Genomic DNA, 17,577 nt, shown 5'->3' with positions numbered 1-17,577 from the left:
AACCGCGCTGGGCCCGAGCACCGGAGATCTCCGCTCGGCGGCCGCCGCGACCCGATCGACACCTCGCCGGACGCCGGACCATGCCCGGCCCAGCCACCAACCGCACGCAACAGACCCGCGCGCGGGAACCTCACTCCCTCACCCGGCCCGACCCGCGTACGGCCGCGCAAGCCGCGCCGCCCGTCGCGGTCCGCAGCCGGGGCGCCACGGTCCGCGAAGCAGCTCGATCATGGCCGGTCCTGCCGTGAGCGGCTGGTCAGGCCCGTGAGAAGGTGGCGGCATGGCCAAACCGACCCCGCTGCAGATGCGCAACGCCCTGGCCGCCGTGTTGATGGCGGCGGGGTTCATCTGGAACGTCGTGACCGGCGGACCGTGGTGGCTCGGGGCGATCTTCGCCGTCGGCACGCTGCTGTCGTGTGCCTCGATCTACCTGAACCGGCCCGGCGCGAACTCCTAGAACCTCACGCCCTCGTTTCGGTGAAGCGCGTGGTGACGGCTTCGCGGCCGCGTTTGGTGAGCTCGCCGTAGAGGCGCAGGCGGGCGAGGCCGCCGTCCGGGTAGATGTCGAGGCGGGCGTCGGTGATCTGCGGGCCGTCTTCGAGTGCGAAGCGGTGGCGGGTGTCCGGCTGCAGGCGGGTGCGGGGAAGCAAAGAAACCCATTCACCGTCGTCGAGGCGGCCGGAGATCGCGGCCCAGCCCGGCGCGTTGCCCTTGAGGTTGCTCGTGTCGACCTCGGCGAAGCGGACGATGCCGGCGCCGGCGAGGCGTACGGTCACCCAGTCGTTGCCGTCGTCGCGGCGGCGCGCGGTTTCCCAGCCCTCGGCCTGGTGCGCGGCGAGCCCGGGCGAGAACAGGTTGTTGGGCGACGAATAGAACATGTTGCTGCAGCCCGTGACGACGCCGCCGTTGACCAGCGCGGCGAGATCGAGCGAGCGCGGGTCCAGCAGCGCCGGGTCGGGCACCGGCGAGCCGTGCACGCGCAGGCGGGCCACGCCGCCGTCCGGGTGCTGCGTGAGGCGGACGTGGGTGAACCGCCGGGGCGAGGAGACCTTGAAGAAGTTCTCCGAGTCACCGACCACCGGCTCGTGGTCGACCAGCACTTCCCAGTCCACTTCGGACAGTTCGGCCGCGCTCGGGTATCCGGGCACCGACACCGCTTCCACCGACACGAACGGCGGGTAGTTGCCCTTGAAGAACGCCGTATCCACCACCACGCCGGACACCACACCGGCGACGCCGAGGCGCAGCACGGCCTGGTCGTCACCCGGTTCGCGGTGCCGGCGCGTCTCCCAGCCGTCGTAGACCTGACCCTTCGGCCCGAACGTCTCGGCCCGGTGCGCGGGGCGCCACGGGTTGACGAGGTTCTCCTTCTCGGCGAACAGCTCGTCGCTCGCCCACATCACCGTGCCCCCGAACACGCGGGAAGCGAGGTCCGGCTGGGCTGTCCACTCGGGACGGTCGTGCGACACGTGGTCCTCCATCTCTAGCAGTTCCCCCTGGTCAACAGCTCTCCCCGCGGCTCGTCGCCGGTCACCGGCGAACCCCGCAGCCACGTACCGCGCACCACGCCGGCCAGCGGCCGCTGGTCGTACGCGCTCACCGGGTTGCGGTGCTTCAGCGCGGCGACGTCGACGACGAACGCCTCGTCCGGCGCGAACACGGAGAAGTCCGCGTCGTAGCCCACGGCGAGGTGGCCCTTGCGCGTCATCCCCACCTGCGCCGCCGGGCGTTCGGCCATCCACCGCACCACATCGGCGAGGCCGAACCCGCGTTGGCGCGCCTGCGTCCATACCGCGGGCAACCCCAGCTGCAGGCTGGAGATTCCGCCCCACGCGAGGCCGAAATCGCCGGTGTCGAAGCGTTTCAGCTCCGGCGTGCACGGCGAGTGGTCGCTCACGATCGTGTCGATCACGCCGTCGGCGAGCCCTTGCCACAGCAGTTCCCGGTTGGCCGCCTCCCGGATCGGCGGGCAGCACTTGAACTGCGTGGCGCCGTCGCGGATCTCCTCCGCGACGAAACTCAGGTAGTGCGGGCACGTCTCCGCCGACAGCGCCACGCCCTCGCGGCGTGCGCTCGCGATCAGTGGCAGAGCGTCCGAAGAGGACAGGTGCAGCACGTGCGCGCGGGCGCCGGTGCGCCGGGCCGCCTCGATCACGTGCGTGATGGCCAGGTTCTCGGCGCCGCGCGGGCGCGAGCCGAGGAAGTCGGTGTACTTCTCGCCGTGCGGGTCCGGCGCGGCGTCGATGGCCTCGGAGTCCTCGGCGTGCACGATCATCAGCGCGTCGAACGAGGCCAGCTCGCGCAGCGCCGCGTCCAGGTCCGCGGGGTCGAGCGGCGGGAACTCGTCGACGCCCGAGTGCAGCAGGAAACACTTGAACCCGAACACCCCCGCGTCGTACAGCGGACGCAGATCGCTGATGTTGCCGGGGATCGCGCCGCCCCAGAAGCCGACGTCCACGTGCGTGCGCCCCGAAGCCGCCTTGCGCTTCACCTCCAGCGCGGCGACGTCGACCGTCGGCGGCAGGCTGTTGAGCGGCATGTCGACGATCGTCGTGACCCCACCGGCGGCGGCCGCGCGCGTCGCGGTCTCGAAGCCCTCCCACTCGGCACGGCCGGGGTCGTTCACGTGCACGTGGGTGTCCACGAGCCCCGGCAGCAGCACCTCGTCGGCCGAGAGCTCGACCACGCGAGTGCCGGGCAGGTCGACGATTCCCTGCTCCAGCACGACAATCCGGCCACCGTCGACCCCCAGCGTCGCGGGGCCCTCACCGGCCGCCGTCACCGCACGTGCGGCGCGCACCACGAGATCCATCTGCGGGCACACTCCTTCTCCCGTCGACAAGACCGACGGGTTGTTTCACAGTACGGAAAGTATCTTTCGCCAACCGAGATTAACCACGACGCTCTCGCCTCGTCAACGCCTCGCCCTCCACGTTACGGTCACCAGGTGGAGCTAGAAGCCGAGTTCACCAGCGAACCCTTCCAGGGCGAGGGCGCCCCGCCGGAGCACGCCGTGCGCGCTCGCGACGCGGCGCGCGACGCCGGACTCGACACCGACTTCGGTCCACTCGGCACACTCGCGCGCGGCCCGGCCGACCAGCTGATGAACGCGCTGCCGGCCATCGCGCGAGCCGCCCTCGAAGGCGGCGCCACGCGCGTCACGGTCCAGCTGCGCCGCACGGACGAACCCGGGCCGACCCCGCCCGTCGAGCTCAACACCGCGCTGGCCCGGCTCATCGCCGACGTCGAGCGCGAGCTGGGTGCGAAGCTCGGTGACCTCGACCGCCCGGACAAGCAGCGGGCGGTGCGGCTCCTGCGCGAACGCGGCGCGTTCAGCTTGCGGAAATCGGTGTCCGCGGTGGCCGAAGCGCTGGGCGTCACGCGCTTCACGGTCTACAACTATCTCAACCGGGAAGTGGACTGACCAGCGCGTTCAACAAAATGTTGACGGCGGCGCGAGGGCGCCGTACCGTCGGCAGGCACCAGCTCCCCCGCAGCGAGGAGATCCCGTGCCACTCGCACTCGCCGAGTTCAACACCGCCGACGCCGCCGACGTGCGGCCCGCGCTCACGGCCTGCCTGGCCGTGCCGCGCTGGGTCGACGCGGTGCTCGCCGGCCGGCCGTACGCGGATTTCGACGCGCTCCTGACCGCCGCTGAAAAAGCCACTCCCCTGCACCGCGACGAGGTGAGTGCCGCCATCGCCGCCCACCCGCGGATCGGGGAGAAGCCGACGAGCGAGGGCGCCGACGCCGAGTGGTCGCGCTCGGAACAGTCCGGTGTGGACAACGCCGACGAGTTCGCCGCCGCCAACGCCGAATACGAAGCCCACTTCGGCCACGTGTTCCTCGTGTGCGCCGGCGGCCGCAGCGGCGCCGAACTGCTCGCGAACCTGCGGTCGCGGCTGGGCAACGACCCCGAGACCGAACTCGACGTGGCGGGCGCGGAGCTGGCGAAGATCGCCGCGCTGCGCCTGCGGAAAGCGATCCTCGAATGAGCTTGGTGACGACGCACGTCCTCGATACGGCAGCAGGCAAACCCGCCGCCGGCATCGCCGTGCGCTTCGAACGCGGCGACGGCACGCTCGTGGCCGAAGGGATCACGGATGACGACGGCCGCGTCCGCGACCTAGGACCCGAGACCCTCGAACCCGGCGTCTACCGGCTGGTCTTCGACACCGGCGCCTACCTCGGGCCCGAAGCGTTCTTCCCCGACGTCACCATCGCGTTCCGCATCACCGACGGTGCCTCGCACCACCACGTGCCGGTGCTGCTGAGCCCGTTCGCCTACTCGACCTACCGTGGCAGCTGAAAAGGAGCTGACTGTGGGAATCTCCCTGGGCCCCAACCAGTACGGCAAGGCGGAGGTCCGCCTGGTCACCGTCCGCCGCGACGGTCCGGTGCACCACCTGCGCGACCTCACCGTGTCCACAGCCCTGCGCGGCGACCTCGCCGCGACGCACCTGACCGGCGACAACAGCGCCGTGCTGAGCACCGACGCGCAGAAGAACACCGTCTACGCGTTCGCCAAGCAGCAGGACGTCGGCGAGATCGAGGATTTCGCGCTACGCCTGGGCCGGCACTTCGTGGCCACGCAGGAGGCGATCACCGGCGCGCGCATCACCGTCGCCGAGCACGCCTGGGAACGCATCCCCGTCGACGGCCGGCCGCACGACCACGCGTTCAGCAGCTCCAGCGGCGAAAGCCGCACCACCACTGTGACCGTGCACGCCGGCCGCGCGTGGGTGGCGTCCGGTGTGGACGGTCTGACCGTGCTCAAGTCCGGCGGCTCGGAGTTCCACGGCTTCCCGCGCGACGAGTACACAACGCTCGCGGAGACTGACGACCGCATTCTCGCCACGGCTGTCACCGCGCGCTGGCGGTACGACGGCGACCCGGCCGACACCGATGTTGATTGGGCCAAGAACCACCAGGAGATCCGGCGGACGCTGCTGCAGGCGTTCGCCACGAAGCACAGCCTGTCGTTGCAGCAGACCCTGTACACGATGGGTGAGGCCGTGCTGCTCGCACGGCCCGAGGTCGCCGAGGTCCGGCTTTCCCTGCCGAACAAGCACCACTTCCTCGTCGATCTGAGCCCCTTCGGCCTCGAGAACCACAACGAGGTGTTCTACGCCGCCGACCGCCCCTACGGCCTCATCGAAGGCACCGCGGTCCGCGACGAAGCCGAAGAGCCCGGCCCGGCCTGGACCGACGCCGTGCTCTAGCCCCGAATCCCCACCGGGAGAGCACATGTCAGAACGACCATCCCGTCATCCCGTCGATGTGCGCCCGAAGTGGCCACAGCTCGTGCTCGGCGGAATCCAGCACGTGGCGGCGATGTACGCCGGCGTGGTGGCCCCGCCGTTGGTGATCGGCGCGGCCGTCGGGCTCTCGCCCGGGCAGCTGAGCCTGCTCATCAGCGCGTCCCTGTTCACCGCAGGCCTCGCGACGCTTCTGCAGACGCTCGGCGTGTGGCGCTTCGGCGCGCGGCTGCCGCTGGTCAACGGCGTCACGTTCGCGTCCGTCGCGCCGATTCTCTCGATCGCGCAGCAGCACGCCGGCAACGCGCTGGGCGTCGTCTACGGCGCGACGCTCGTCGGCGGCGTGTTCGTGGTGCTGGCCGCGCCGTTCTTCTCCAAGCTCACACGGTTCTTCCCGCCGGTGGTGACGGGGACCGTCATCACGCTGATCGGCGTCTCACTGCTGCCCGTGGCCGTGCAGTGGATTTCCGCGCAACAGCCGGCGGCGCGGCCGAGCGGGCTGCTGCTGGCGGGCGTCACGCTGGTCGCGGTGCTGGTGTTCACGCGGTTCCTCAAGGGTTTCTGGAGCCGGATCGCGCTGCTGCTGGGCCTGGTCGCCGGGACGCTGCTGGCGTGGCCGCTGGGCGAAGTCGACACATCGACACTCAAGCAGGCGCCCGTATTCGGCATCGCCACGCCGTTCCACTTCGGCGCGCCGGTGTTCGACATCGCGGCGATCGTCTCGATGCTCATCGTGATGCTCGTCGTGATGGCCGAGAGCACGGCCGACCTGCTGGCGCTCGGCGAGATCGTCGGACGGCCGACCACGAGCCGGACCCTGGCGGACGGCCTGCGGGCTGACGGGCTCGCCACCGCCGTGAGCACCGTGTTCGGCGGGTTCGCGTGCACGGCCTTCGCGCAGAACATCGGGCTGGTGTCGCTGACGCGGATGGTCAGCCGGTACGTGGTCGCGGCCAGCGGCGTGGTGCTGGTGGTGCTCGGCGCGCTGCCGGTGACCGGTGGGATCGTGGCGCTCGTGCCGCAGCCGGTACTCGGCGGGGCCGGGCTGGTGCTGTTCGGCAGCGTGGCGGTGAGCGGCGTGCGGACGCTGGCGAAGGCGTCGTTCGAGCATCCCGGCAACGTCGCGATCGTGGCCGCGTCGCTGGGCGTGGGCCTGATTCCCATCGCAGTGCCGGGTTTCTACTCGGGATTTCCGGCGGCACTGCAGGTGGTGCTGAACTCCGGCATCAGCGCGGGTTGCCTCACGGCCGTGGTGCTGAACCTGGTGTTCGGCGAACGGTTGATAGAACGCTCTACCGCCCCGGAGCTATCCTCGGTGCCGTGACAGGCACGAAGGACCGCATCCTGGCCGCGGGCGCGGAGCTCTTCCGCCGCGGTGGCTACACCGGCACGGGCGTGAAGCAGATCGTCGAAAAGGCCGGCGCGCCCTTCGGCTCGCTGTACCACTTCTTCCCCGGCGGCAAGGAGCAGCTCGCCGAAGAGGTCATCCGCACGTCGGGGATGGAGTACGCGCAGCTGTTCGACCTCTTCATCGCCCCCGCGCCTGATGTCGTGAGTGGCATCGAAGCCTTCTTCGCCGCCGGGGTGACCACGCTGCTGGACACCGATTACGTGGAGGGCTGCCCGATCGCCACGGTGGCGTTGGAAGTCGCGACGACGAGCGAACCCCTGCGCCAGGCGACGGCCGACGTCTTCACCGCCTGGATCTCGGTGGGCACCGAGAAGTTCGCCGCGTTCGGCCTGCCGCCCGAGCAGGCACGGGTGCTGACGATCGCGCTGATCACCAGCCTGGAGGGCGCGTTCGTGCTGGCGCGCTCGATGCGGTCGCCGGAACCGATGGCGGTCGCGGGCGCCGCTGTGGTCGACGTGGCCCGCCGGATCCTCGACGAGCTTGGACACGACGGGAAGAGGCGCTAGCGGTACTCGGGCGTCCAGCGGGCTTGCCGGACTGTTTCGGCAAGGTGGTCGTTCGCCGGGGCGACGCCGTCCTTCACGGCTTGCTCGGCGACGGCCGTGGCGATCCGCGTGGCGACCTCGGGCACGTCCTCCCACGCCGGCAGCAGCGGTTCGTCCGGGTCGTCGAGGGCGGGTGACGCCTCGCCGAGCGTCTTCGCGGCGACGCGCATCATCGCGTCGGTCACGCGGGTGGCGCCGACGGCCGTGACGGCAAGGCCGATGGCCGGGAAGATGTAGACGTTGTTGCACTGCGCGACGCGGTGCTGCTTGCCGTCGCGCTCCACCGGTGCGAACGGCGATCCCGTGGCGACGAGGGCGCGGCCGTCAGTCCACTCGTCGAGCTCCCGAGGAGTCGCCTCGGCGCGGCTGGTGGGGTTGGAGAGCGGGAAGATGATCGGCCGGTCGGTCTTGGCGGCCAGCTCGCGTACGAGGTCCTCGGTGAACGCGCCCGCCGCCGTCGAGAGGCCCAGCAGCACGCCGACGTCGACGTTGTGCACGACGTCGGCCAGCCCGGTGCCGGTCCAGCCGTGGGTTTTGGCGGCCGGCTGGGCGAACCGGCGCTGGCTTTCCGACAGGTCGGTGCGGTCGTCGGTGAGCAGGCCCGCGATGTCGACGACCCAGATCCGCTCGGCCGCATCCGCGTCGGACAGACCCTGCGCCACCATCTCCTGGCGGATCATCTCCAGCACGCCGATACCGGCCGAGCCCGCGCCGAGCATCACGATCTGCTGTTGCGACAGCGGCCGCCCGGCCACCTTCGCCGCGCCGTGCAGCGCCCCGACCGCGACGGCGGCGGTGCCCTGGATGTCGTCGTTGAAGGTGAGCAGGCGGTCGCGGTAGCGCTCGAGGATCGGCTGGGCGTGCGCGGTGGCGAAGTCCTCCCACTGCAGCAGCACCTCGGGCAGCTCTTCGCGCACCGCCGTGACGAAGTCGTCGACGAACGCGTAGTACTCGTCGTCGCCGATGCGCCGGTGGCGCCAGCCCAGGTACTGCGGGTCTTCGAGGCGCTCGACATTGTCGGTACCCACGTCGAGCATGATCGGCAACGTGCGCGCCGGATCGATGCCGCCGATGAGCGTGTACAGCGACAGCTTCCCGATGGGGATGCCCATGCCGCCGATGCCCTGGTCGCCCAGCCCGAGAATGCGCTGGCCGTCGGTGACCACGATGACGTCGACCTCTTCGCGGGGCCGGTTCCTCAGCACTTCGCGCAGGTGCTCGCGGTCGGGGTAGGCCACGTACAGGCCCCGTGGGCGGCGGTAGATCTCGCTGAACCGCTGGCACGCCTCGCCGACGGTGGGCGTGTAGACGATCGGGAGAGTTTCCTCGAGGTGCTCGGCGAGCAGCCGGTAGAACAGCGTCTCGTTGCGGTCCTGCAACCCGCGCAGGAACACGTGCTTGTCCAAGTCGGCCGGCTGGCGGGCGAACTCCTGATAGGTGTGCGCCACCTGCTCGCCGATCGTCTTCTCGGCGAGGGGCAGAAGGCCGAGCAGGCCGAGTTCCCGCCGCTCGTCGTGGGTGAACGCGGTGCCTTTTGTGGTGAGTGGGTCGAAAAGGCGGTCGTGTCCGCGGTCCGGCATGCGCGCTCCCCCGTCTGATCCACATCGGACGTTCCGCGTCGGAGACTACGCCGGGTTCACGTCCCCGTCAGGTGTTCCGGCCGGACCGGCACCCGGGTGAGTGCCAGGCCCGTCGCGGCGCGGATGGCGGCGACGATGGCCGGGGTGGAGGAGATGGTGGGGGGTTCGCCGACGCCGCGGAGGCCGTAGGGGGCGTGGGGGTCGGGGCGTTCGAGGACGTCGATGGACATCGGGGGCACGTCGAGGACGGTGGGGATGAGGTAGTCGGTGAAGGAGGGGTTGCGGACGCGGCCGGCGTCGACCTGGATTTCCTCCATGACGGCGAGGCCGAGGCCCTGGGCGGAGCCGCCCTGGATTTGGCCGAGGACGGCTTGCGGGTTGAGGGCGCGGCCGACGTCTTGGGCGCAGTCGAGCGCGACGACCTTCACCAGGCCCAGCTCCACGTCCACGTCGACCACGGCGCGGTGGGCGGCGAAGCCGTATTGCACGTGGGCGGTCCCCTGGCCGGTAACAGGGTCGAGCGGGTAAGTGGGGCGGTGGCGCCATTCGACCGTTTCGTCGAACGTCGAGGACCCCAGCACCGACGCGAGGTCCGCCAGCACCACACCGTCGGACGCGACGAGTTTGCCGCCGGCCACACGCGTCGACGCAGAAAGCCCGGCCTGGGATAGCAAGCGGGAGCGCACGGCAGCGGAAGCGGCCTGCACAGCGCCGCCGGTCACGTAGCTCTGGCGGGACGCCGACGTCGAGCCGCCGTTGCCGATGGAGGTGTCCATGGGCAGCACGGTCACCTGCTCCACGCCGAGCTCCGTGCGCACGATCTGCTGCATGATCGTCACAAGCCCCTGCCCGACCTCGCACGCCGCGGTGTGCACGGTGGCCGCGGGTTCGCCGCCGACGAGCTGCAGGCGCACGCGCGCGGTGGAGTAGTCGTCGAAGCCCTCGGAGAAGCAGACGTTCTTGATCCCCACGGCATACCCGACACCTCGCACCACGCCTTCGCCGTGCGTGGTGTTGGATACACCGCCGGGCAGGTGGCGCAGGTCGAACGAGCGCGAAGCGGGCAACGGCTTGGCGCGCAAGCGTTCCAGCAGCTCGGCGACGGGCGCGGCCGAGTCCACGACCTGGCCCGTCGGCATCACGGCGCCCTCGGTCATCGCGTTGCGGATGCGCAGCTCGACCGGGTCGAGGCCGCACGCGGCGGCCAGCTTGTCCATCTGCGACTCGTACCCGAACGCCGCCTGCACCGCGCCGAAGCCACGCATCGCGCCGCACGGCGGGTTGTTCGTGTAGGCGCCCCAGCAGTCCACCGCCACGTTGTCCACTGTGTACGGTCCGACGCCGAGCGTCGCCGCGTTGGCCACCACGGCGCCGGTGGACGACGCGTACGCGCCGCCGTCGAGGAACAGGCGCGCGCGGACGTACACGAGCCGGCCGTCGGAGGTGGCGCCGTGCTCGTAGTACATCTTCGCCGGATGCCGGTGCACGTGGCCGTAGAAGGATTCCTCGCGGTTGTAGACCATCTTCACCGGCTTGCCGGTGTGCAGCGCGAGCAGGCACGCGTGCACCTGCATCGACAGGTCCTCGCGGCCGCCGAACGCGCCACCGACGCCGCCCAGCGTCAGCCGCACCTTCTCGACCGGCAGGCCGAGCGCGGCGACGATCTGCTGCTGGTCGACGTGCAGCCACTGCGTCGCGACGTACAGGTCCACGCCACCGACGGTGTCGGGCACCGCGAGCCCTGACTCCGGGCCGAGGAACGCCTGGTCCTGCATGCCGACCTCGTACACGCCGGACACCACGACGTCGGCCCGCACGTCCTCGGAGCCACGCCGGATCCGCACGTGCCGGACCACGTTGCCACCGTCGTGCAACAAAGGCCCGTCGCCCCGTACCGCCGCCTCGGAACTGGTGACGGGCGACAGCTGTTCGTACGTCACCTTGATCCGCTTCATCGCCCGCCGCGCCGTCTCCGGGTGGTCGGCGGCGACGAGCGCCACCGGCTCCCCCTGGTAGCGCACGACCTCGTCGGCCAGCACCGGCTGGTCGGCGTGCTCCAGCCCGTAGCGGTTGACGCCGGGCACGTCCTCGTGGGTCAGCACGGCATAAACCCCTTGCACCGCAAGGGCTTCCGTGAGGTCGATCCCGGTGATCCGCGCGTACGGGTGGGGGCTGCGCAGGGTCGCGCCCCACAGCATGTCCTCGTGCCACAGGTCCGAGGAGTACGCGAACTCGCCGCGCACCTTCACCGTGCCGTCAGGCCTCGGCGCGTCGGCCCCGACGCCGTTGGTGGTGCCGGTGGCCTGCGAAGTGGTGGTGGTCGTCGTCATCGGTCCTCCCGCAGCCGGGCGCTCGCGGCGGCCAAGTCGCGGGCGATCGCGGACTCGTCCTCCTCACGCAGCGTGCCGTGCTCCACCACGGTCCGGCCGCCCACGAGCAGCCGCGCCAACGGTGGGGTCGCGCCCAGCACGAGCGCGGCGACCGGGTCGGTGATGCCCGCGTACTCGAGCCCCGACAGGTCCCACACGGCGAGGTCACCGAGCTTGCCGGCCTCGATCGAGCCCAGTTCGGCGTCGCGGCCGAGGCAGCGCGCGCCGCCCATCGTGCCGAGCCACAGCGCTTCCCGGGTGGTCAGCGCGGTCGGCCCGCCGCGTTGCCGAGCCTGCAGCAGCGCCTGGTGCAGCTCCTCGCCGAGGCCGCCGGACTCGTTGGACGCGGCGCCGTCGACCCCGAGGCCCACGGGCGCGCCGGCGTCCAGCAGGTGCCGCACGGGGGCGATGCCCGCGCCGAGCCGGCCGTTGGACGTCGGGCAGTGCGCCGAGCCCGTGCCGGTGGCGCCGAAGCGGCGGATCGCGTCGGGCGAGAGGTGGATGGTGTGCGCGAGCCAGACGTCGCCCGCCAGCCAGCCGAGCTTGTCCGCGTACTCGGCCGGCGTGCAGCCGACCTCGGCGAGGCACTGGCGTTCCTCGTCGAGCGTCTCGGCCAGGTGCGTGTGGAGCCGTACGCCCTTGCGGCGCGCCAGGTCCGCCGCGCCGGTCATCAGCCGCTCGGTGACGGAGAACGGTGAGCACGGGCCGACCGCGATCCGCAGGTGCGCGTCGGGCGACGAGTCGTGGAACCGGTCGATGACCGCCTCCGTGCCGAGCAGCGCGGCGTCGGTGCCCTCGACGAGGTTGTCCGGCGGCAGCCCGCCGTCGGACTCGCCGCGGTCCATCGAGCCGCGTACGAGGTGCAGCCGCACGCCGACGCGCTGCCGGGCCGCGACGAGCGCCTCGACCTGGTCGCCGCCGTCGCGCGGGAAGACGTAGTGGTGGTCGGCCACGGTCGTGCAGCCGGTCAGCGCGAGCCGCGCCAGCCCGGCGGTGCCGGCGGCGTGCGTGATCTCCGCGTCGAGGCGACCCCACACGGGGTAGAGCGCGACGAGCCACTCGAACAGCGTGTGGTCGGCCGCCATCCCGCGCGTGGCCCACTGGTAGAGGTGGTGGTGGGTGTTGACCAGGCCGGGTGTCACGAGGCAGCCGGACGCGTCGACGTGCTCCTCGGCGTCGCCGGTGAAGGTGCCTTCGCCGACTTCGGCGATCACGCCGTTGTCCACGAGCACGTGCCCCGAGCCGTACTCGGGGCCGCTGACGGTGGCGATCGCGGCGTTCTCGATGACCGTCCTCATGCGACACCACCCTTCACGGCGCCGCCCTTCAGGACAGCGGCGGCGCGGACGGCGTCGAGGATCTTCTCGTACCCCGTGCACCGGCACAGGTTCCCGGCCAGCGCCTCGCGGATCTCCTCGTCGCTGGGCTGCGCCACGCGGTTGAGCAGGTCGTGAGCCGCGACGACGAGACCGGGCGTGCAGAAACCGCACTGCACGGCGCCGTTGTCCACGAAGGACTGCTGCACGGGATCCAGCTTGTCGCCGTCGGCCAAACCCTCGACGGTCCGGACCGAGTGGCCCTCGACCTGGCCGGCCGCCACGAGGCACGAGCACACCGGCACGTCGTCGAGGTACACCGTGCAGGACCCGCATTCGCCCTGTTCACAGGCGTTTTTCGAGCCCGGCAGGCCGAGCCGCTCGCGCAGCACGTAGAGCAGGCTCTCGCCTTCCCACACGTCGTCGGCCTCGCGGGCCTCGCCGTTGACGGTCACGTTCACGCGCACGTGCGCTCGCTCCCCCGGTGTTCGTCCCAGGCCCAGGTCAGCGTGCGCCGAGCGAGCACGGCCAGGGCGTGTCTGCGGTAGTCCGCGCTGCCGCGGACGTCGTCGATCGGTGCGGCGGCCTCGGCTACGAGTTCGCCGAAGCGCCGTTTGAGCGAGTCCGCCAACGCCGTGGGCGCGTCCCACGGCAGCTCGGCGGCGAGGAACTCCTCGGCCGCGCGGGCCCGGCGCGGGGTGGGCGCGGCGGACCCGACGGAGGCGCCCACCTGGCGCTGCGAAGGCCGCAGGTTCACCGCGAAGGAGCAGACCGCGATCACCATCGCGTTGCGCGTGCCGACCTTCGCGAACTGCTGCGGACCCGCGTGCGCGGGCAGGTGGACGGCGGTGATCAGCTCGTCTGGCTCCAGCGCGTTGCGCTTCACGCCGAGGTAGAACTCCTCCGCCGGCAGCACGCGCGTGCCCCGGACGGACGCCACCTCCACGCGCGCGCCGAGCGCGAGCAGCACCGGATGCGTGTCGCCCGCCGGTGACGCGGCGCCGAGGTTGCCGCCGACCGTGCCGCGGTTGCGGATCTGCGGCGAACCGACCGTGCGCGAGGCCATCGCCAACGCGGGCAAAGGTTCACCCAACTCCGTGATCACGCGCGAATAAGACACGGCCGCGCCGAGCCGCACGGTGCTGCCCGAAAGAGTGCTGCTCTCAAGAGTGCCGTCCGAAAGAGTGCCGTCCGAAGTGGACCACTCCGCCAGCTCCGCGACGCCGGTGAGATCGAGCAGCGCGGCCGGGCGGCGGTGGTCGAAGTTCAGCTCCACCATCACGTCCGTGCCGCCGGCGATCGGCACCGCGTCGGGGCGTTCGGCCTTCACGGCCAGCGCCTCGGCCAGGTCGGCGGGTCGCAGGAAATCCACGCTCGAACTCCTCCCCACGGGCTGATGTCCCAGTACACGCCGAACGCGCCCGCGCGGCAACGGTGCCCCGCCATGAAAGCCGTCCCAGCGGAAGACCACCCGTTTGTGCTTTCCTACAAGCCTGATGACGACCGTGAGAACCCTGCTGGGCCTGCCCGGCCTGCGCCCGCACCCGAGCACCGCCGAGGACCTGCTCGACCGCGCCGTCACGCGGATCTACGTGACCGAGCTGCCCGACCCGGGCCGCTACCTGACGGCGGGTGAGCTCGTGCTGTCCGGGCTGCTGTGGTGGCGCGCGCCGGGCGACGCCGAGCCGTTCGTGGCGGCGCTCGCGGCCGGGGGCGCCGCCGCGTTGGCCGCGTCGGGCGCCGACGCCGGCGGCATTCCCGAAGACGTCATCGACACGTGCGCGCGCCACGGCGTCCCGCTGCTGGAAGTCCCGCCCGACCTGTCGTTCGCCGTGGTCACCGAGCGCGTGGTGCTCGCACTCGCGGCCGCCGCCGACGGGGCGCGCAAACGTTTGCTCACCGCCGCCGCGGAGGACGCGCCGCTGGAAGACCTGCTGGCCCGCGCAGCCAAGGAGCTCGGCACGGCGTGCTGGGTCCTCTCGGGCGTGCCCCGCGTGGTGGCCGGCACGGCGGCGCTGCCGGTATCGGCGGCCGAGCCCGTGCGCCAGTTCGCCGCCGCCCGCGCCCGCCCGACGGCGGCGGGCGGCCTGACCGTGCTGCCGGTGGAGAGCCGCCACGCGGTGCCGTGGCTGCTCGCCGTGGACGGACCGCTGAGCACCGCGCAGACCGAGCTCGCCGAGGAGCTGGCCGGGCTGGTCGGTTTGGCTCGCGCACGGTCGCGTCCGTCGCCGGCGCCGCTCGGCGGGAACGTCCGCGCGGTCGCCCTGCGGACCGAGGACAGCGCAGAGGCCGACGACGTCCTCGCCGAACTCCTGGCCACCACCGGGAGAGCCGTCACCCCGACCGGCAGCCGCGACCACACGGAGGCGCTCGCCCTCGTCGCCGACGACGGTTCGTGGCCCGCCGGCTGGGCCGACGACGCGATGACCGCTCTGTCCACAGTGGAACCCCTGCTGCGCGCGACGCGGATCCTCGCCGGCGTCAGCGATGCCGTGCCCGCGGCGGAGTCACGCGGCGCGTTCGAAGTCGCGCGCCACGCGCTTTCCCTTGCGGCGGACCGGGAGGGCGACGTGGTGGTCGTGCCCGCCGCCGCGCTCGGCGTGCACCAGCTCCTGCTCGCCGGCGCGTCCACCGACCTGCGCGCCGCGTTGCGCCGGCGCCTGCTCGGGCCACTGCTCGACTACGACGCCGAGCAGCACTCGGACCTCGTGCGCACCGTGCGCGTGTTCCTCGAGTGCTCCGGCTCCCCCACGCGCGCGGCGAAAACCCTGCACATCCACGTGAACACCCTGCGTTACCGCATCGGCCGCGCCGCCGAGCTGCTCGGCGTGGACCTCACGGACTTCGTCGCGCAGGTCGACGTCTACCTGGCGCTGACCTCGGAGTCCTGAAACGCCGTGAAGGGCACCTTGGGTTTCCCGCAAGGTGCCCTTCACGGACCGGTGGTCAGAGAGCCTTCGCGGCCCGGTCGGCGACCAGCTTCAGGAACCGGCCCGGGTCGGCCAGCTCGCCGCCCTCGGCCAGCAGCGCCATGCCGTGCAGCAGCTCCGCCGTCTCGGCCAGCGAACCGTCCGCCGGGTTCTCCGCGAACGCCTTGCGGAGCCCGGAGACCAGCGCGTGCTCCGGGTTGAGCTCCAGGACCCGCTTGATCTGCGGCATCTCCTGGCCCATCGCGCGGTACATCTTCTCCAGCGTCGGCGTCATGTCACCCGAGTCGCCGACGATGCACGACGGCGAGGTGGTCAGCCGCGAGGAGAGGCGGACCTCCTTGACGCTGTCGGTGAGCGTCGCCGACATCCACTTGAGCAGGTCCTCGTACTCGGCCTTCTGCTCGTCGGACGTCTCGTCGCCGCCGAGGTCGACCTCGCCCTTGGCCACGGACTGGAACGACTTCTCCTCGAACCCGCCCACTCCGTCGACCCACATCTCGTCGACCGGGTCGGTGAGGATGAGGACCTCGTACCCCTTGGCGCGGAACGCTTCCAGGTGCGGCGAGTTCTCGATCACCGTGCGCGACTCGCCGGTGAGGTAGTAGATGTGCTCCTGGCCTTCCTTCATCCGCGAGACGTAGTCGCGCAGCGAGGTCGGCTTCTCCGCGTGGTGCGTGGACGCGAACGACGAGATGTCGAGGATGGCGGGGCGGTTCTCCGGGTCGTCGAGCAGACCCTCCTTCACCGCGCGGCCGAACTCGCGCCAGAACGTCGCGTACTTCTCGGCGTCCTCGGTCATCATCGTCTTGATCGTGGACAGGATCTTCTTCTCCAGCCGCCGCCGGATCGCGCGGATCTGGCGGTCCTGCTGCAGGATCTCGCGCGAGACGTTGAGCGAAAGGTCCTGCGCGTCGACGACACCCTTGATGAAGCGCAGGTAGTTCGGCATGAGCGCTTCGCAGTCGTCCATGATGAACACGCGCTTCACGTACAGCTGCACGCCGCGCTTCGCGTCCCGCATGAACAGGTCCATCGGCGCCTGGGACGGGATGAACAGCAGCGCCTGGTACTCGAACGTGCCCTCCGCCTGCATGCGGACGGTTTCGAGCGCGTTGTTCCAGTCGTGGCTGATGTGCTTGTAGAACTCCTGGTACTCCTCGTCGGAGACTTCCGAGGAGGGGCGGGCCCAGAGGGCCTTGCGGGAGTTGACGGTTTCGAACTCAGGCTCGGTGCGTTCTTCGGAGCCCTCTTCGGCGCCTTCCTCGGCGGCCTCGAGGGGGCTGGCCTGCTTGGCCATCCGCACGGGCCAGGTGATGAAGTCGGAGTACCGCTTCACGATCTCGCGGACCTTCCACTCCGACGTGTAGTCGAAGAGGTGGTCCTCGTCGTCGGCCGGCTTCAGGTGCAGCGTGACGGCAGTGCCCTGCGGCGCGTCGGCCACCGGCTCGATCGTGTAGGTGCCCTCGCCCTCGGACTGCCAGCGCACGCCGTCGGCGGTGCCGGCCTTGCGCGTCACGAGGGTGACCTTGTCGGCGACCATGAAGCTGGAGTAGAAGCCGACGCCGAACTGGCCGATCAGGTCCTGCGAGCTTCCGTCTTGCGACTCTTTGAGCTTGCGCAGGAACTCGGCGGTGCCCGACTTGGCGATCGTGCCGATCAGGTTCACGACGTCGTCGCGGCTCATGCCGATGCCGTTGTCGCGGACGGTGAGGGTGCGGGCGTCCTTGTCGACGGTGAGCTCGACGTGGAGGTCCGAGGTATCGGCTTCGAGGTCCTTGTCGCGGTAGGTCTCGAGACGGAGTTTGTCGAGGGCGTCGGAGGCGTTGGAGATGAGCTCGCGGAGGAAGATGTCCTTGTTCGAGTAGATCGAGTGGATCATCAGCTGGAGGAGCTGGCGGGCCTCGGACTGGAATTCGAGGGTTTCGGGCTGTGCTGCTTGAGTCGCCGCTTCTTGAGACATGGTGTCGCGTTTTCCTTTCCCACCCCACACCAGAAAGACGGCAGCGAGCCTACCTGGGGTGGGTTGGATGGGTTGCGGGTGCAGTCAGCTCTGTGTGGTTTCTGGTCCTCGCAGGGCGTGTTGCGTGGGGTGTGCACCCCGAAGCTGGATTGTGTTGACGGCCGGTGAGCCGTTGTCAAGGCGGGAAAGCGTGCCTTGACAACGGCTC

At 71.0% G+C, this 17,577-nt stretch carries 16 protein-coding genes; 8 read left to right on the top strand and 8 right to left on the bottom strand.

Annotation, left to right across the window (positions count from 1 at the left end; translation table 11 throughout):
- The first annotated feature begins 280 nt into the window (after positions 1-280).
- Positions 281-457 carry a hypothetical protein gene (locus AB0H62_RS44325; protein ID WP_220237786.1) on the top strand — a complete coding sequence of 59 codons (177 nt, stop codon included), beginning with the start codon at positions 281-283 and terminating at the stop codon, positions 455-457.
- A gap of 4 nt (positions 458-461) precedes the next feature.
- Here the strand turns inward: AB0H62_RS44325 and alc are convergent, their stop codons facing one another.
- Together alc and allB are read right to left on the bottom strand one after the other, a co-directional pair.
- On the bottom strand, positions 462-1,481 hold the full coding sequence (gene alc / locus AB0H62_RS44320) for an allantoicase (RefSeq protein WP_360592275.1): 1,020 nt from the start codon (positions 1,479-1,481) through the stop codon (positions 462-464).
- 2 nt (positions 1,482-1,483) lie between these two features.
- Positions 1,484-2,812, bottom strand: coding sequence for an allantoinase AllB (gene allB, locus AB0H62_RS44315; protein WP_360592274.1), 1,329 nt, complete (start codon positions 2,810-2,812; stop codon positions 1,484-1,486).
- 135 nt (positions 2,813-2,947) lie between these two features.
- Between allB and AB0H62_RS44310 the strand changes: the two genes are divergently transcribed.
- The 6 genes from AB0H62_RS44310 to AB0H62_RS44285 all read left to right on the top strand — a co-directional run bounded on the left by AB0H62_RS44310 (position 2,948) and on the right by AB0H62_RS44285 (position 7,175).
- A complete protein-coding gene (locus AB0H62_RS44310; RefSeq protein ID WP_220237783.1) occupies positions 2,948-3,424 on the top strand; it encodes a helix-turn-helix domain-containing protein in 477 nt (158 codons plus the stop codon).
- An 85-nt stretch (positions 3,425-3,509) separates the two neighbouring features.
- Positions 3,510-3,995, top strand: a complete 486-nt coding sequence (gene uraD, locus AB0H62_RS44305) for a 2-oxo-4-hydroxy-4-carboxy-5-ureidoimidazoline decarboxylase (protein ID WP_360592273.1) — start codon at positions 3,510-3,512, stop codon at positions 3,993-3,995.
- The gene (gene uraH / locus AB0H62_RS44300; protein ID WP_360592272.1) at positions 3,992-4,309 is read left to right on the top strand and encodes a hydroxyisourate hydrolase; all 318 of its coding nucleotides are present in this window, start codon (positions 3,992-3,994) and stop codon (positions 4,307-4,309) included. The genes uraD and uraH overlap by 4 nt, the downstream gene beginning before the upstream one ends.
- Before the next feature lie 13 nt (positions 4,310-4,322).
- The gene (gene pucL, locus AB0H62_RS44295; protein ID WP_360592271.1) at positions 4,323-5,222 is read left to right on the top strand and encodes a factor-independent urate hydroxylase; all 900 of its coding nucleotides are present in this window, start codon (positions 4,323-4,325) and stop codon (positions 5,220-5,222) included.
- A 25-nt stretch (positions 5,223-5,247) separates the two neighbouring features.
- Entirely contained in the window at positions 5,248-6,582 is a 1,335-nt protein-coding gene (locus tag AB0H62_RS44290; RefSeq protein WP_285969520.1) for a nucleobase:cation symporter-2 family protein, read from the top strand.
- Positions 6,579-7,175, top strand: coding sequence for a TetR/AcrR family transcriptional regulator (locus tag AB0H62_RS44285; protein ID WP_360592270.1), 597 nt, complete (start codon positions 6,579-6,581; stop codon positions 7,173-7,175). Before AB0H62_RS44290 ends, AB0H62_RS44285 begins: the two co-directional genes overlap by 4 nt.
- On the opposite strand, the gene AB0H62_RS44280 is transcribed toward AB0H62_RS44285, so the two are convergent.
- The 5 genes from AB0H62_RS44280 to AB0H62_RS44260 are packed head-to-tail and all read right to left on the bottom strand — an operon-like array spanning position 7,172 to position 13,851.
- Positions 7,172-8,794, bottom strand: a complete 1,623-nt coding sequence (locus AB0H62_RS44280; RefSeq protein WP_360592269.1) for an NAD-dependent malic enzyme — start codon at positions 8,792-8,794, stop codon at positions 7,172-7,174. The two genes, AB0H62_RS44285 and AB0H62_RS44280, sit on opposite strands and share 4 nt — an antisense overlap.
- 56 nt (positions 8,795-8,850) lie before the next feature.
- Complete coding sequence (gene pucD, locus AB0H62_RS44275; RefSeq protein ID WP_360592268.1) at positions 8,851-11,124, bottom strand: xanthine dehydrogenase subunit D; 2,274 nt, start codon at positions 11,122-11,124, stop codon at positions 8,851-8,853.
- Positions 11,121-12,461 (bottom strand): 8-oxoguanine deaminase, encoded by a 1,341-nt coding sequence (locus AB0H62_RS44270; RefSeq protein ID WP_360592267.1) that lies wholly within the window; start codon positions 12,459-12,461, stop codon positions 11,121-11,123. Before AB0H62_RS44270 ends, pucD begins: the two co-directional genes overlap by 4 nt.
- Positions 12,458-12,946 (bottom strand): (2Fe-2S)-binding protein, encoded by a 489-nt coding sequence (locus AB0H62_RS44265; RefSeq protein WP_360592266.1) that lies wholly within the window; start codon positions 12,944-12,946, stop codon positions 12,458-12,460. Before AB0H62_RS44265 ends, AB0H62_RS44270 begins: the two co-directional genes overlap by 4 nt.
- Complete coding sequence (locus tag AB0H62_RS44260; RefSeq protein WP_360592265.1) at positions 12,937-13,851, bottom strand: xanthine dehydrogenase family protein subunit M; 915 nt, start codon at positions 13,849-13,851, stop codon at positions 12,937-12,939. The genes AB0H62_RS44265 and AB0H62_RS44260 overlap by 10 nt, the downstream gene beginning before the upstream one ends.
- Positions 13,852-13,975: 124 nt before the next feature.
- On the opposite strand from AB0H62_RS44260, the gene AB0H62_RS44255 reads away from it, so the two are divergent.
- Positions 13,976-15,370 (top strand): PucR family transcriptional regulator ligand-binding domain-containing protein, encoded by a 1,395-nt coding sequence (locus AB0H62_RS44255; protein WP_360592264.1) that lies wholly within the window; start codon positions 13,976-13,978, stop codon positions 15,368-15,370.
- 55 nt (positions 15,371-15,425) lie between these two features.
- Here the strand turns inward: AB0H62_RS44255 and htpG are convergent, their stop codons facing one another.
- Positions 15,426-17,369 (bottom strand): molecular chaperone HtpG, encoded by a 1,944-nt coding sequence (gene htpG, locus AB0H62_RS44250; RefSeq protein ID WP_360592263.1) that lies wholly within the window; start codon positions 17,367-17,369, stop codon positions 15,426-15,428.
- Positions 17,370-17,577: the final 208 nt, after the last annotated feature.

Source organism: Amycolatopsis sp. NPDC050768, assembly GCF_040654155.1.
In the GTDB taxonomy this organism is placed as follows: domain Bacteria; phylum Actinomycetota; class Actinomycetes; order Mycobacteriales; family Pseudonocardiaceae; genus Amycolatopsis.
Note: the sequence above shows the minus strand (reverse complement) of the source record. Positions and strands in the feature narration are given on the sequence as shown.